Here is a 14,820-nt window from a genome sequence, read left to right on the forward strand (position 1 = left end):
AAGCTCCGCTCCAGGCGTCCTGCCCAATCGACATCCATTCTTTGGCGGCGCTACTGCCATGGCGGCCTCAACGGATCTCAGAAGACTCGTCACCCGGTCCAACGCTTCGCGCTCAGCCTTCTCGGCTGCCTCCCTCGATCGCCGTTCTTCTCCGGCGCGGTGTGATTCTGCCGGCCACATCCCGGGCATATGCACCTGCAGGCGAGGCCCGACACGGCATCGTCGATATGGACTGGTTCGCCGGTGTCCATGGACTCCGCAACCGTCCGCTTTCCCTCGGACGTGCAGGACATAAGTTCGAAAAGGGTGGGAACACGCACTCCTCTTACACCCTCGGAGGCATTGTCGCGGCGTCGATCCGACGATGGATCAGCAATACCAGGGAAAGCAGATCCTCGGCGTCGTCCTTCGACATTGCCCAGTTCACCTTGGCTTCATGAGCCGCCGGATTGCGAAACATCCCGAACGTGCCCTTCAAAAGGTTCGAGAAACCCTTCTGTTCGTCCTGCTCGCTCTTGGTCCGAAGCGCGTTGATCGCGAGCATGGGTGGGCTCCCGCTGAAGGCGCGATCGACCAACGCTGCGCCGTCATCCAAGAGGCCGGTACGCTTTCTGACCTTATCGGCGACGCTCTTCACCGCCTCAAGCACGGCATGGAAGTAATTGTCATGCAGCAGCTCTTCCTTGCAGAACGAGAGCACGTCTGGATGGACTCCGCGCGAGAGCAAGTCCGCCCGCAGCTCTCTCGCCCTGCGCTCCGCTTCAGCGAGGGTCCCGGCCTTTGTGGCAGATTCGAGTTTTCCAGTCGCATCCACCGACATTCCGACGAAAGCGAGCGCGCGATTGAGACTCGCCCGCATCGGCTCGAAACATGCGGCCTCGCGCGCAAATCGCGTCGGCTTCATCGCCTTTCTGATGAAGGCAAGAATGCGGGTTCTTTCTTTGCTCCGGTTTTGCTCATGAGCAAATGCATTGTAGAGGCGATGCCGGTTCGTCATCGCCGGATCGGTATCGGTGATGTTGCAAGTCTGGAGAAGGAATCCGATTTCGGTTCCAGTCAGCCCCTCCGACTTGTCGGCAAGGGCATCGGCTATCGCCTGGAGCTGATCCTGAGTGAAATGCACGACTCCCCCCCTATTGGTGCCTTACGCCACATACCTCCGCGCCTCGAAGTCGACACTGGCCGATCGGGCGTCTTGGAGAAACCGACTGCATGAGAATCATGCGGTCGACGGCAGCAGGCGAGGTCCGAATCATGCCCGGCTTCTGCCGGGCACGATCTCAAATTCCTGTTTTGTTCGCAATCGCACCCTCGGCCGGGCTATGCACTGTCAAGCAACAGTTGCATCATCACGACACCGGAATGCGCGCTATTTGGCGCGTGAGCTTTTGCACGCTAAGGACTTCTCTGATCTGGTATAGCGCTTTTTGGACGGGGACTGGCTTTGCAAACGATCCGCAAGATCCTGCTGCGGTCAACGCAAGCAGGCCCTCACGATGGCATCCGCCAAGCCACCGGGTCCGCCTATTGCTACACCTACCGTGAGCTCCCGAGGCAGGCCACACCAGAACAGATATCAAACTATTGCGCCGTTACGCGCCGGCTGTTCGCTCCGATCGCAAAGGCGTTCGGAGCCCAGGACAACAGCCTTTGGGTGCTTCGCCATTATCTGGCGCTCAAATTCGTCACCGCGGCATCCTTGTTGGCCGGATCAGCCCAATACGCCTTTGAACGAAATCTTCTGATCGGCGTACCGTATTTCAACTACTACGCGGTTCTTAACGCTTGCAGGGCCTATCTCCTGACGTCCCCCCATGTGAAATGGGACGAGCATAAAACAGTCGAGATGACACACGAAAACATTCTGAACCGAACCGCCGAGTACATGCGCGCCCTGGATCCGGCGCGCCGGCTTGTGTGGCGTGAGCGCCTTGCCGCGCTCAGAGACCATCGGGAGTTGTTTTCCTATCGGTTCCCTCTCTCAGGCCCGGATCTGATAGGGCGCGAGGTGCTGGATCCGGGCCCAGTTACGGAACTGGCCTGCCTGATCGCCGAACTCGCCTCCATCAATAGCGAATGCTTCCAGGCTTCTCTGGAAAAACACGCTTCCGACGAGCTGGACGTTCCACCTATTCCTGACCACACTTGGTCTTCTGTTTACGAGCTTGCCGGTTCTGCGGCCGCCGATCCGCTCGACCGCGAGCGATTTGGCAAATTCGTGCGCGGCTGGAAGACCGTATCAACCTTGGAGGTGATGGCCTACGACGGCCTGATGGAAGACATATACGGGTCTTGGACCGACGCTGACCCGATCAGGGAGGATGCCTTTGATCCAGACGACTACAGCCGGTTACTGCTAGTGCTGTAGTTTCCTGCAATCGAGGGCTTTAACGCTGCACGAACCTATGCTGTGCCGCAACCTAACGAGACATATCGCGTTCGCGTTCCCTTGATCGTTCATCGTATTGCTGCTTTGCCAGCGTTGCTATGCCGCCAGCTAGCTCCGCTGCCGCTCGTTGGTCCATAATATCACTATTCGATATCATCTCGGGGATCCCTGGATGGTCATAACCATATAGCCTACGCAGTTTCGCCTCGAGCTCAGCGGCGCGTATCCGCCCATTTGTTTCGCTCCGGAATCCGAAGGCCATTCTTGTCTGGCTTGGTGTATCCATCATTCAGACGATGTACCGTTCCAAACTTTGGCAGACCGTTTACTTCACGCATGATCGTCTCTCGCGGTATTGCTTTCGGCAGCGCCAAGGTCGCACGTCATACGTTCTTCCAAAAATCAAGACGTGTTAAATCTGTAAAAACAGGGATGCAGCTCCGTCTGCTGCGAGGATTGCAGGTAGCCCGCCGCCCAACACGAAGGGTGAGGCCGCGGTGCGAGAAACAGGCATCCCGTTTAGCTTGGGCATGCCTACGCGCTACAAACCGATCCTGAGGATGCTATTGATCGCGGACGCTCAATATGTCCGCCGTTGGACCCAGGCGATCTCGCCGCTCGTCAGATAAACCACCGCTCCGCGTTTGGCGCCTGTCGCAGAAAGATAATCACGCAGCTGCTGCGCATGGGCTTCGCGCACCGCCGGCGAGGGATTCACATCGGACTTCCAGTCGATCGCAGCGTCGACACTGTCTTCGATGATCACCAAGGCGTCGGCCCGACCGGCGATAAGGCCAACCTCGTCATGGCTCCAGATTGCGATTTCGGGCACGAGATTGGGTCGCAGTTCGGCAATCTGCGGCAGTGCGACGCCGCGAAGCGCCGTGGCTCCCATCTCTTTGGGGTCGGGCCGAGCCTCGTCGTCGACGACGTCGGCCATCAGCTGATCGAGCAGATCGCGAGCGCGGGACACGCTTGAGCCGAGTTCGACCGCAAGCTCGCCAGTGAGAAACTCTTCCATCAGCTTGTGAAGGATGACACCGCGGCGCGCTCCGGCGCCGACGACGTCAAGATGTTCGGCGTAAGTCTCCGAGCTTACGACTCCATCGAGATGATCGCCGAGCCGATCGGCGTCATGCTCGCTGGGCCGGCGCCAGACAATTGGCGGTGTGCTTTCCTCGACAGACTGCTGCTCGGCGGCAAAAATGTCGGAAGACTGTTCGTTCGGCCGAGAGGCCCGTCCCGACGTTTCCCGCGGCGCGAAGGATGAAAGGTCTAGTTCGGGAATGTCTTGCTGACGGAGATCTATGGAGCTGAACCACGAATCTTTGGACGCCTGAGGGATGTGCGGCAGGATCAGCAGATCCCGTGCCCGCGTGCAGGCCACATACCAGATCCGCTCTCGTTGATTGGCATCCTCCAGGCTTTCCGCGGCACGCGCTGCAGCCAGCTCCGGCGGCGCGACGCCGCCGAGCATCCAGTGCAGGCTGTTATCGGATTGCCGATGCACGAACTGATCCGGTCGATAGAGTTCGGTCGTGGAATTGACTGGAATGACGACCGGCCACTCCAGGCCCTTGGCGCTGTGAATGGTGACGATCTCGATGGCATCCTCGGCGGCGTCGATGCGTCCTTCCTGCGCCCGTGCCTTGCGCTCCCAATCCGACTGGAGATCGCGGATGAATGCGCGCAGGCCAGCGACGGAGTAGCCGCGGGCTCTCTCGATCAGGGCGTCCAGGTTGGCGAGCGCGCGGGCACTTCGGTTGCGATGTCGCGCCGCCATGATCACGCGAACGTTCAGGCGTTCGATGGCTTCGGCAAGAATCAGGCTCGGCGTCACAATCGACGCCCGCCGGCGAAGCTGTTGCAGCTCTACAAGAACATCACTGGCAAGCGCGTGCTGCACCAGTTCGGGGTCCGTCCGCACGGTGAAAAAGCTTTGGCCTTCTTCCCTGGCGGCAAGGGTCGCGGTGATATCGAGCAGTTCTTGGTCGCTCAAGCCGACCAACGGTCCGCGCATCAGCGCGCCAAAGGCTAAGGTGTCAGACGAATCCGCGAGGACCCGCAGCAAAGCCAGAATGTCTTGCGTCTCCTGCCGTCGCATCAGTGTCTGCCCGGCTTGCGAGGATACCGCGAGCCCGCGCTGCTCGAGCGCCCGTTCATAGCGCCACAGTTCCGTGTGTCCCGGCGAAAGCAGCGCGATGTCGCCGGCCTGGAGCGGCGTGCATGTCTTGTCGGCGCGTTGTATCGGCACGTTGCCGATCAGCACGGCGCAGATGTCGGCAACCCGCTCGGCCTCGGCCTCCCGAAACATTTCCGCGTAGATGCGGCCCTCGGTCGCCACCTCGACGGTGAAGCGCGCCACGCAGGGAAGCGGATGCGACGTCTCGAGCAGTGTCGGCGCCAGCGCGACGTATCGGGGCTGCGAGGGCTTGGCAAAGACCGGATCGAAGCAGACATTCACGTGGTCGATGATCGGACTGAGCGATCGGAAATTGGCTGTGATCTCGAGCACCGCACCCTGATCCTGGCTATCGATCAGGCGGCGGCAGCGCTCGTAGGCTTCGATGTCGGCGCCGCGAAAACGATAGATCGCCTGTTTCGGATCGCCAACCAGGAAGAGCGCGCCGGGCCGCAGCTCCGATTCTTCCCATCGCGCAGGTCGAGCTTCAGCGGCGATCGAGAACAAAATCTCGTTCTGGATGCCGTCCGTGTCCTGGAATTCATCGAAGGATATAGCGATAGCGCTGGCCGACGGCCTGACGCACCTCCTCGTGGCCGCGCACCAGCGATCGAACGTGGATCAGCAGGTCGTCGAAATCCAGCACTGCGGCAGCCCGCTTGCGCGCCTGATAGCTTTCGAGCAGCTGGTCGAGCGAGGCCGATAGCGAGCACACCAGCGTGCTGGCGATATGGCCGACGAGCTCGCTCCAGGCGATGACGACGGTTTCATAGAGCGCCCGGCCGTCACCGGTGCCGGCATCGTTGCGATGCGCGCCGAAGCCCCTCGCGGCCTCGTCGTAGGTCTTGAGTTGCAGGCCTTTGCGCTGGAAGAGACGGCCGGTTCCCGGATCGCAAAGCCGCCATAGGCTTCCAAAATCCTCCTTGTTTGCGAGACAATCCTGATAGCGCTCCGCAAGCCGGCGCAACTCGTGGGCGATGTCGGAAAGCCATTTGTCCGGCGCTGCGCCTGCCTGCCAACGGTCGAAATCGTCCACCATCTGGACGAAATCAATGTCTGGCCGTGCGTCGGCAGAGGGAGGGATCGGTTGGGCATCGGGATGCTTGCGCCGCAGGCTCGCAAGTTCCCGAATAAGGTCAACGACCTGAAGCGGGATTTCTTCAGCCAGGACGACGATTGGGTCAGCTTCCGCCGCATCGGCCGCGAGCCGACGCGCGAACCAGGCCGACAGCTCGGCCATGAACAGATTGTCGGCAACGCTCGCATCGACCACGCGGGCACCGGGATCGAGGCCAGCCTCGATGCCATGGCTGCGGATGATCGCCTGGCAAAATCCATGAGTGGTCGTTGCCGTCAGCTCATCGAGGCGGGGAGAGGCGGCGACGAGCGCATCGTGCTGCTGGTCCGAAAGGCCATGTGGAAGAACGGACTTTAGGAAAGCAGGAACATCGCCCGCCAGTAGCCGTTCAATCGTCTCCCTGATGCGGCGCGCGAGCTCGCTCGCCGCGAGTTCCGTGAAGGTGATGGCGGCGATGTCACCTGGTTGATGGCCGGCTGCGAGCATCATAGCGACGCGACCGGCCATCAGCGAGGGTCTTGCCGGTTCCCGCGGCCGCTTCGACCAGCAGGATCGAGAAGAAATCGGTCATGGCCCGGCAGCGGGCGTCCTGATCGACGAGCATCATATCGAGGCGCTCCACAGCCGGTTGAGCGGCTGGTTGGCCGCCCGGAACTCGGAGGCCTTGCGGCGCAGGTAGCTTTCGCGATCGGCCGGAAGCGCTAGCCGCATGTCGTCATAGTCAGCATCCTGCTCCCAACGCGGCGCAATGCTGCCGCTGAGCAGGATCGCCATTGCCGCCGATAGATAGCCTGCAGCTTCGTTCACCACCGCATCGAGCTCGTCGCCCTTGAGTTCGAAAGTTGCCGGATCGTCGGCGAGATAGATTAGGCGCGCCACAACCGTCCTGACTTCGGGCAGCAACGCGCGGACCGCTATCGCGTAAAGCACACGCTGCAGCTCCCGTCCCTGGCCCAATGCGATACGCTGGTGCTTCGGAGGCGGCTTGGCGCTCTTGTAGTCGGTGATGCGCGCGCCATCGCCTGTGGCGCGGATATCGAGCCGATCTATGCGGCCGCCGAACACCAGGCCGGTTTGTCCGATCGGCACCGCGCCCGTCGTGTCCCATGGCGCCTCCTCCTGTGCGGCATCTCGCTGGCCGAACGGCACTTCCGTCCAACTGCGCGTATCGGATCTGACCTGATCGTCGGCGGCAAGGCCTCTGGCCGTGCGACGCGCAGCCTCATTTACCGTATGGCGCCACAGAATCGGCGGGGGCACTGAGCGCTGAAGCGGCCAGGCATTCAGAATCGCTGTCGAAGCATGACCGATCGCCGCTTCGATCTCGCTGGCGCTCGCGCGGGCAAAGCCCGGCGCAGGCTCGAGCGCCGCGATCACGCCGCTGATCAACCCATGCACCAGTTCGCCGAACGAGGCTGCATCGAGTTGCAGCGGGTCGGACTGGAATCGCACTGAGCGCCAACCCAACGCGTAACGCCAGACGAACCCGAGCGGGTCGCGCAGCAGCCGCTGGAGCGACGTCGTCGACTGGACTCTCGCCAAGGCTCTTTCTATCGCCGGATGGTTGGCGCCTGAGAGGCCGTCATGCGGCGTCAGTGTCGAAGGCCATTGCCAGTTGCGCCAGCAAAGCTGGCTCTGGCGAACATGCGCAAGTTGGCCGGCATCGCGCGGTCTCGCCAAGAGTCTGTCCGCTTCGCTGAAAGCATGCCCTGGAATGCGGTCGCGCTTATGCACGATCTCGTCGGAAGGCCAAAGCGAACTGGAAGACAGGACGCCGCCCTTGGCGTTGCGCAGCGAGCGCGACAAAATGAGTTGTTCGCGGGTGTGCGCCTGGATGACCGCGAAATGGCGCCGATCGCGCTCAGCGACACCCACGGGATGGAGCCTGCGGCGGTCGAGCAAATGGTGCGGCAGCAGCGGGTCGTCGTTTTCCGAGCGCGGCCAGGACCGGCTGGTGAGGCCAAGCAGGCGCGCGAACGGCCGCGGACATGCGGCCAATTGCGACGCCGGGCACCACACGACGCTGTTGGCTGGGTCAAGCTGGTCGGCGACACGTAATGCTTGCAGCGACAGGGCAATGGCTTGCGCCGGCGCGCTTCGCAGCGCCTCTTCCCACATCGCCAGGCTGGCGCCGCTCAGCATCCGCGAACCTGCTTCCCCGGCCACTTCCGCTCCGCGCGCTAGAAGCTCGAGAATGGGCAGCAGGACGTGCTCGGCCAGTTCACCATCGGCGCGCTGCGGCCTGGCCGCCGCCAGCACTTCTTGCCATTGGCCGAGGCTCCGCAGACCCGCGCTTCGCGGAACAGCAGCGAACCAGTCCGGCGGAAGCAAACCGGCGAATGGACGCGAAGGCAGCCGTCGGATCAAGCGCCAGATACGTTCCTGGTCGAGACCGTATACAAGAATGTCTGCCAGCGCAGCACAGGCCTGACCCTCCGGCGTGCTCAAGGCAGGCACGCCGTGGGAGAAGTGCAAGGGCAGCCCGGCACTTCTCGCATAGGCCAGAAATGATCGTCCCAGTCAGGAGTCGAAGTCGCGGCGATGGCGATGTCCTGTGCCTTCACCTTCCCGGTGGCGAGCAGCTGTCGGGTCCAGCGCAAAGCCTCGACGACCTCCGACTTGGGGTCCGCGCTCGCCTCGGCCGTTGTTCGGACCGGAGTCGTCGCCGGCGTTTTCCGGATCGACCCTCCGAACCACGGTTGTTCGACAGGTTCCGGCAGCTCCCAGGTGAGATCGGTGACGCGAGCAAGCTCATTGACAAGCGGCCGCCAAAGCGGATCGATGTCCGCCACTCCCGAAAGCGTCACCGGACCCAGCAAGCCGCGCGCAAGATCGACTCGCCTGAGGGCGGCGTCGCGAAGATCGCGCGGCAGCATATGCGCGGGTGGAATGTGATCGCGGACGTAGGTCTCGATGACATGCAGGTCATCAAACCTCGGCGTCCCGCCCAGGGTCGACAGGTCAAGGTCGGCCCGCCAGGCACAATCCAGCGCATGCAGGACCGCGCGCGGCATCCCTGGCAACGCTGCCACCGGTCCGATGTCGCAAAAGCTTTCCGAGGTCAGCGCCGCCTGGATTGCCGGATAGAGCACGTCGGTGCCGGCCGGTGTGGTGAAGCCGCCGACAAGGCGCGCGGCGAGCAGGGGCAGGGTGACGATCTCACGACCGATTGCACCTTCCCGCGCAGCGGAAGCGCGAGCGCTGCGAAGCGCCAGCATGCCATCGACGACGTCAGTGGAACGAATAGGCATCGGTTTTGGTCATGTTCTTCCAACAGGGCACTGTGATCGCCCAAAATCACCCGCTATTGAAGCTCAGGCAAAGAAAAAGCTTAGACGTTGGGGAGGAAAATGTATCTCAGCAAGTTGAGCATCAGGAATTTCAGGAACTTTCAATCGATCGACGTTGCCCTGGCCGGCAATGTCGTGCTGCTCGGAGAAAACAGAGTTGGCAAGAGCAATCTGCTGTTCGCGATCCAGCTCATCCTCGATCCCACACTGCCCGATTCGGCAAGGCAGCTGAAGCTGACGGATTTCTGGGATGGCGGGCCTACCGACTACAGCGCGCCCATCGAGGTGCATCTGGAGATTTCCGATTTCGCGACGGACATGGCGCTCACCGCGCTCTTGACCGATTTTCGAGCGCCTCACAATCCGAGCATCGCACGGCTCAGCTACGTCTTCCGCAAGAAGTCCGATGTCACCGGTGCTCCACAGTCGGCTGCCGATTGCGAGTTTCTGGTCTTTGGCGGCGGCGACGAAACGCGCTCCCTTCCAGGAAAGGTACGTCGCCGGATCGCAATCGATCTGCTCGACGCCTTGCGCGACGCAGAAGGACAGCTCGGGAGCTGGCGGAGTTCGCCACTGCGCCATCTGCTTGAGGAGGCTGTTTCCGGGATCAGCCGCCCGGACCTAGACGCGGTTGCGACGGAGCTCGAAAAAGCCAGCAAGACGCTCGAAGCCTTTCCGACCATCAAGACGCTTGAAGATGAACTGCGCGCCGGAATCGCCCATTTGTCGGGAAAGGCGCATGACATCGACGCGCGCCTGAGATTTGCGCCGGCCGACCCGCTTCGCTTATTCAGGGCGATCGCAATGTTCATCGATAACGGCAAGCGCAGCATCGCGGAGGCCAGCCTCGGGTCGGCAAATGTTGCCCTGCTGGCACTGAAGCTTGCGGAGTTTGCATGGCGCCGGAAGAAGAACGAACGCAATTTCTCGTTGCTTTGCATCGAAGAGCCGGAGGCGCATCTTCACCCGCACCTGCAGCGATCCGTCTTCGCGAAATTGCTCGGCGATGTCGACGCTTCCCGAGCCATGATCGTCACCAGCCATTCGCCCACTCTGGCCGCGGTGGCGCCACTGCGATCGATCGTCCAGTTGAAGAGGAGGGGAGGCGCGACGCAGGCTTTCTCGTTGGCGACCCTGCCGGTGACGCCTGATGAGCTTGACGATCTCGAAAACTATCTCGACGCCACCCGAGCCGAGCTGCTGTTCGCGCGGGGCGTCATCTTTGTTGAAGGAGACGCGGAGGAGGCGCTGCTACCAGTCTTCGCTTCCTCTCTTGGCTATTCGCTCGACGACCTCGGGATCACGGTCTGCAACGTCGCCGGCACGAACTTCCGTCCCTATGTCAAGCTCGCCGAGGCGCTGACACTGCCTTATTGTGTCATCACCGACTGGGATCCCCTCGACGGCACCAAGCCTCCTCTCGGCAAGAAGCGAACCTTTGATCTCTGGCAGGACATGCTCGCCGTTCGTGGCAAGCCTCTTCTGACGGCGGCAGATGTGGCGAGGTGGGAAGCATCAGACTATGCCGCATTCAGCGCCGACGCGGCGAAATCCGGAATCTTCCTCAACGAACAAACCTTCGAAGTCTCCGTCGCCAACACGCAAGCGCTGTTGGACCCGCTTCTCGATATCCTGAGCGAACAGAATTTCGGTTCGGTGAGGACAAAGCGCATTGCCGACTGGCGAGGCGGCACACAGGTTGATGCTGAACAACTTCTGGCCATGGTCGCAAGCGTTGGAAAAGGCCGGCTCGGTGCCCGGTTGGCCAAGAAAACCATCGGGCTCAATCCGCCCGCCTATATCGAAAACGCCATCAACAACGTCGTGGCTTTGGTTGCCAATGCTTAGCGACCGGCCCCTTGTTCAAGCCCTGGCCGATCTCAAGGCCAATCCCGGGCAGGCCGCCGCCGTCGTGGAAAAAGGTCACTGCATGGTGCTTGCCGGCCCTGGAAGCGGGAAGACCAAGACGCTGACGATCGCCATGGCACGCGCCCTGATCCAGGACGTACCCGATCCTCGCGGCGTAGCCTGTATCACCTACAACAACGACTGCGCGATCGAACTGGAAACACGCCTCGCCCGCCTTGGGATCGTACCTGGACACCGCGCTTTCATCGGCACCGTGCATAGCTTCGCGCTCAGCCAGGTCATCGGCCCATATGCGCGCTGCGTGCCCATTGGGCTTCCCGCGGACTTCAAGGTCGCGAGCAAATCGCAGATGCGGGCCGCTGTGGAAGCGGCTTACAGCAAATCGATCAACGGCTCGGACAACCCTCACGACAGATGGAAGTTCGCGTCGGAAAAGCGCGTCCGCGATGTCGATCGCACGCGGCCTGAATGGCAGGGGCACAATCCCGAGCTGGCTCGTTTCGTTGAAGCCTACGAGGCCGAGCTGCGCCGGCAAGGGCTGATCGATTTCGACGACATGCCGCTGATCGCCTATCGCATGATCAAGGCGAACGGCTGGATTCGCGACGCTGTTCGAGCTCGTTTCCCCGTGTTGTTTGTCGACGAATACCAGGATCTCGGTCATGCGCTGCACGAACTCGTCCTCCTGCTTTGCTTCGAGGGCGGCATTCGTCTGTTCGCTGTCGGCGACACCGACCAGTCGATCTACGGCTTCGCCGGCGCCAATCCTGAGCTGCTGGAAAGCCTAACCCGCCGCCCCGATGTGCGCACGATCAGGCTCCGCTTCAACTACCGTTCCGGCGCGAAGATCATTCGAGCCTCGCTCGGTGCGCTTGGCGAGGAGCGTGACTATCACGGCATCGATGGCGCTCCCGACGGCGATCTCAGCTTCTGGCCAGTTCCGTACGGACACGACAATCAAGCTGAGGCGGTCGCCAATACGATCATCCCGAAGCTTCTCGAACAAGGGCTCCAACTGGGGCAAATCGCGGTTCTCTACCGGGCCGCCTGGCTCGGCGACAAAGTGGCGGCCTCTTTGAAAGAAGCGGGAATCCCTTTTTTCCGAACCGACACGAACGCGCTGGTCAAAAGAAGTTCTCGCCTTGCACGCTTCATTGAGGGATGTGCCGGCTGGATCACGGGCGGTTGGCGCGATGCCGAGCCGCCCTATGCGCGGCTCCTGTCGCAAGCAATGACGCTCGTCTACGGGCGCCACGCCAGTGAGCGTGAGGAACAGGAACTATCCGCCCAACTCATGGGGTTTCTCAGCACCTCACTCGGAAGCAGCGAAACCACCCACGTCTGGCTGCAACGGGTGGCACGAGAACTCATCACGCCATGGCGCATGGTCGCTCGCAATTCCGAACAGGAGTGGGACGTTTGCGACGAGATGATTTCCAACACCGATCCGGCCCGCGATCTGGACATGCCATTGGCGCATTTCGCCGGACGGACGGAGGGATCCGGACGTGTCAACCTCAGCACCCTGCACAGCGCCAAGGGGCGGGAGTTCGACGCCGTCATCATGTACGGAGTGAACGCTTCCGATATGCCGAGCGCGCGCGATCGGCAGACCCCCACAAGTCTTCGCGAGGCCAGGCGCTTGTTCTACGTCGGCGTGACACGCCCGAAAAAACACCTCAGCCTGGTCTATCAGGAGCACCACCATTCGCCGTGGATCTTCGAGCTCTATCAGCGAAGTCAGCAGAATTGACCGTGCACCAAAAGGAACGCTGAGTACACGTCCGCCTGGATCCAGGCCTTGAGGTTATCAATCGAAGTCGCTCGTCTTTCCACGAAAATGCGTCAATGGCTTCAGGCGAGCAGCGCCGCAGCGCTGGACGTTCAGACGGCAACGAGACTGAGGCCGCGCGGACGACAGCTTTTTTTGCCGGCCTGGGCTTTCCGAGCGTGGTAAGGTTGCAGCCCGCGCCAGGGTGCTCGAATCAGTCTGTGAGGCACGTCATCCATTGTTCTTGGGTAACGCCGGGAAAGAGGGCCCCAGGGTCGATGTCGAAGCTGATGTGGCCTCCATGTCGCACGAAGTTGGACGCGCGAATCCCGCTCCAGAACAACGCCAGGTCCTTGTCGGCGGTGCACAGCATCACGCGTTGATCTGGCCAGATGGCAAAGATATGCATCAGCAGTTCGAGCGACCGCAGATCAGCCAGAGCATTGTAGGCTTCCTCTCTTCCGTAACGCGCTTTGAACTTAAGGAGGCCCTTGGCCGGACTTTTCCCGTTTGCGACAACGACTGAACTGAGGGCTGCAAGGACGACCAGCGAGCGCACCTGAAGGCCGCAGGCCTTCGCGGTCGAGACGACCTCATTGCCGACGGATTGTACTCTGTGTAGGGCGACCGGAGATTGAAGCCTGGGATTGAGGCGGATGAGGAAATCCTGCTTGCGATCCATGCCGCTTCGGGTGTCCTCGATCAACCCGAGGACGCCCTTGAGACCATTGGCATCGTCCGCAACCAGGATCGCTTTTGGAAGCGCCGAACGGAGCTTTCTCACCGCCTCATCGAGGCTGTGCCGCGCCGAACTCGCGGTCGGGTGTTGCCTCTCGCCGCCCTCGAGAGCGAATAGCCCGGGGTTGATGCGGATTGCATGGTCGGCGAACAGGTCGATGAAATCGCTGCGCCCGGTGTGCTTGGTCATGCCATCCTTTAACCGGCGATCGAGTTCGGCAACGACGCAACGATCCGGCAGCACGACAGAGTTGTCCTGGATCGCTAGGGCTGAAGGCAGCCAGCCTCCTTTGACAAGGCCAATGGATTTCGAGGCAAACCGACTTTGTAGCTCCGTCCGAAAGCGACCCGTGTGCCCAATTTCGGCGTCAGAGACATCGCCCCCGACAATCGTCCCGCGGCCAGCAAGCGGGATGATCATCGGCTGATCGAGCTTGCAATTCACCAGATGCTCATAGCCCAACGGCTCGAATTCGAGGTCGGTGAGCCGCACCTCGCGTCCGGCTCGCCCGTCTTCGCCGGTCTCCCGGACGATCATCATGCGCTTGTCCGGCAATGCGGAAGGAGAATCGTCAGAACGGAATGTCGTCATCGGCAGAACGCTCCGTCTGCTTTGCCGGCACGGGCTCCGACGGTGGCGCACGTTCGAGATGTTTGGTGATGAGGAAGTTATGGAAGGCGGCAGCAATCTGGATCGCGAGATCGCCATACGCGCCCGGAATGGCGACAACGTCCTTGCCCTGTCCGTGACCACCCAGCTTGTTGCGCAAAAATGGCAGCGTTCGGAGGACCTGATCCATAAAACCGGCGCGCATAGTTTGCGGCAGGTCGTCGAAATAGCCTTGAGCGCCCAATTCCTTGATCAGCCGGTCGCCATTGGCGTTTTCCAGTTTCGTCAGAACGTTCATGACACTCTCGAAGCTGTGGCCGGCAAAGAAGATCGCCTCGCGCACGTCTCCCATTCCGAGATATTGGCGTGCCTTTGCAAATTCGTTGGCTGCGCCGGCGAACTGGTTTGCTGCGAGAGAATCGTGGGCGCCCGCCGCGAGCTTGGCACCGACGAAATCGGCATCGAGTTTGAAGAACTCCCCGTCTGATATACGCCAGGGGCAATCATGGAGTTCGAAGATCTGGTTAATCTTCCTGCGTAACGTGTCCTTCTCGGTGGGGTCCATGTAGCTGGACGCAACTTCGATGGTGTCGAATACATACGGACCGTCACCACGAAGCACGAGCAGCCGCAGCGCTTCGTGGTATTGCGTGTCGGCGGGATAGGGTGTCACCGGTAGCCGTTGCCAACCATGCTCGGTGAGAAGGTCGCTCTCGGTTTCCTCCAAGACGGATGTGCTGGAAACCCAATTGTCGTAGGGATCACGCTGGATCCGCATCGGCATGTTGAATGCAGACAACTGGGCCCATAATTTGCGGCGCGCCGGCTCGGGAATATCGACGGTGAGCGCATTGCCCTCGATGGCCCGCACATAGCGTTGGCTGAACAGCATG

10 protein-coding genes and 1 pseudogene are annotated in these 14,820 nt (G+C 61.3%); 3 read left to right on the forward strand and 8 right to left on the reverse strand.

Going from position 1 to position 14,820, the window contains the following annotated elements:
* Positions 1-325: 325 nt before the first annotated feature.
* Positions 326-997: a TIGR02391 family protein gene (locus tag NKI58_RS14370; protein ID WP_352853419.1), complete on the reverse strand. Its 672-nt coding sequence runs from the start codon at positions 995-997 to the stop codon at positions 326-328.
* A gap of 447 nt (positions 998-1,444) precedes the next feature.
* Here NKI58_RS14370 and NKI58_RS14375 point away from each other — a divergent pair, with 447 nt between their 5' ends.
* Positions 1,445-2,368: a hypothetical protein gene (locus NKI58_RS14375; protein WP_352853384.1), complete on the forward strand. Its 924-nt coding sequence runs from the start codon at positions 1,445-1,447 to the stop codon at positions 2,366-2,368.
* Between the two features lie 601 nt (positions 2,369-2,969).
* On the opposite strand, the gene NKI58_RS35555 is transcribed toward NKI58_RS14375, so the two are convergent.
* The 5 genes and pseudogenes from NKI58_RS35555 to NKI58_RS14400 all read right to left on the reverse strand — a co-directional run bounded on the left by NKI58_RS35555 (position 2,970) and on the right by NKI58_RS14400 (position 8,900).
* On the reverse strand, positions 2,970-3,410 hold the full coding sequence (locus tag NKI58_RS35555) for a hypothetical protein (RefSeq protein ID WP_502898816.1): 441 nt from the start codon (positions 3,408-3,410) through the stop codon (positions 2,970-2,972).
* A 390-nt stretch (positions 3,411-3,800) separates the two neighbouring features.
* Positions 3,801-6,156, reverse strand: a pseudogene (locus NKI58_RS35560) (UvrD-helicase domain-containing protein); the annotation flags it as partial.
* The gene (locus tag NKI58_RS14390) at positions 6,107-6,256 is read right to left on the reverse strand and encodes a hypothetical protein (protein WP_352853385.1); all 150 of its coding nucleotides are present in this window, start codon (positions 6,254-6,256) and stop codon (positions 6,107-6,109) included. The gene NKI58_RS14390 and the pseudogene NKI58_RS35560, both read right to left, overlap by 50 nt.
* Positions 6,253-8,097: a PD-(D/E)XK nuclease family protein gene (locus NKI58_RS14395; RefSeq protein ID WP_352853386.1), complete on the reverse strand. Its 1,845-nt coding sequence runs from the start codon at positions 8,095-8,097 to the stop codon at positions 6,253-6,255. Before NKI58_RS14395 ends, NKI58_RS14390 begins: the two co-directional genes overlap by 4 nt.
* Positions 8,094-8,900: a hypothetical protein gene (locus NKI58_RS14400; RefSeq protein WP_352853388.1), complete on the reverse strand. Its 807-nt coding sequence runs from the start codon at positions 8,898-8,900 to the stop codon at positions 8,094-8,096. The genes NKI58_RS14395 and NKI58_RS14400 overlap by 4 nt, the downstream gene beginning before the upstream one ends.
* A gap of 99 nt (positions 8,901-8,999) precedes the next feature.
* On the opposite strand from NKI58_RS14400, the gene NKI58_RS14405 reads away from it, so the two are divergent.
* Entirely contained in the window at positions 9,000-10,787 is a 1,788-nt protein-coding gene (locus NKI58_RS14405; RefSeq protein ID WP_352853390.1) for an ATP-dependent nuclease, read from the forward strand.
* Positions 10,780-12,561 carry an ATP-dependent helicase gene (locus NKI58_RS14410; protein WP_352853421.1) on the forward strand — a complete coding sequence of 594 codons (1,782 nt, stop codon included), beginning with the start codon at positions 10,780-10,782 and terminating at the stop codon, positions 12,559-12,561. The genes NKI58_RS14405 and NKI58_RS14410 overlap by 8 nt, the downstream gene beginning before the upstream one ends.
* A gap of 232 nt (positions 12,562-12,793) precedes the next feature.
* Here NKI58_RS14410 and NKI58_RS14415 read toward each other — a convergent pair whose 3' ends face one another.
* A complete protein-coding gene (locus NKI58_RS14415; RefSeq protein ID WP_352853391.1) occupies positions 12,794-13,909 on the reverse strand; it encodes a hypothetical protein in 1,116 nt (371 codons plus the stop codon).
* The gene (locus NKI58_RS14420) at positions 13,890-14,819 is read right to left on the reverse strand and encodes an abortive infection family protein (RefSeq protein WP_352853392.1); all 930 of its coding nucleotides are present in this window, start codon (positions 14,817-14,819) and stop codon (positions 13,890-13,892) included. The genes NKI58_RS14415 and NKI58_RS14420 overlap by 20 nt, the downstream gene beginning before the upstream one ends.
* Between the last annotated feature and the right edge of the window lies 1 nt (position 14,820).

Origin of the sequence: Mesorhizobium sp. M0522 (assembly GCF_040321085.1) — a bacterium.
Lineage (GTDB): Bacteria > Pseudomonadota > Alphaproteobacteria > Rhizobiales > Rhizobiaceae > Mesorhizobium.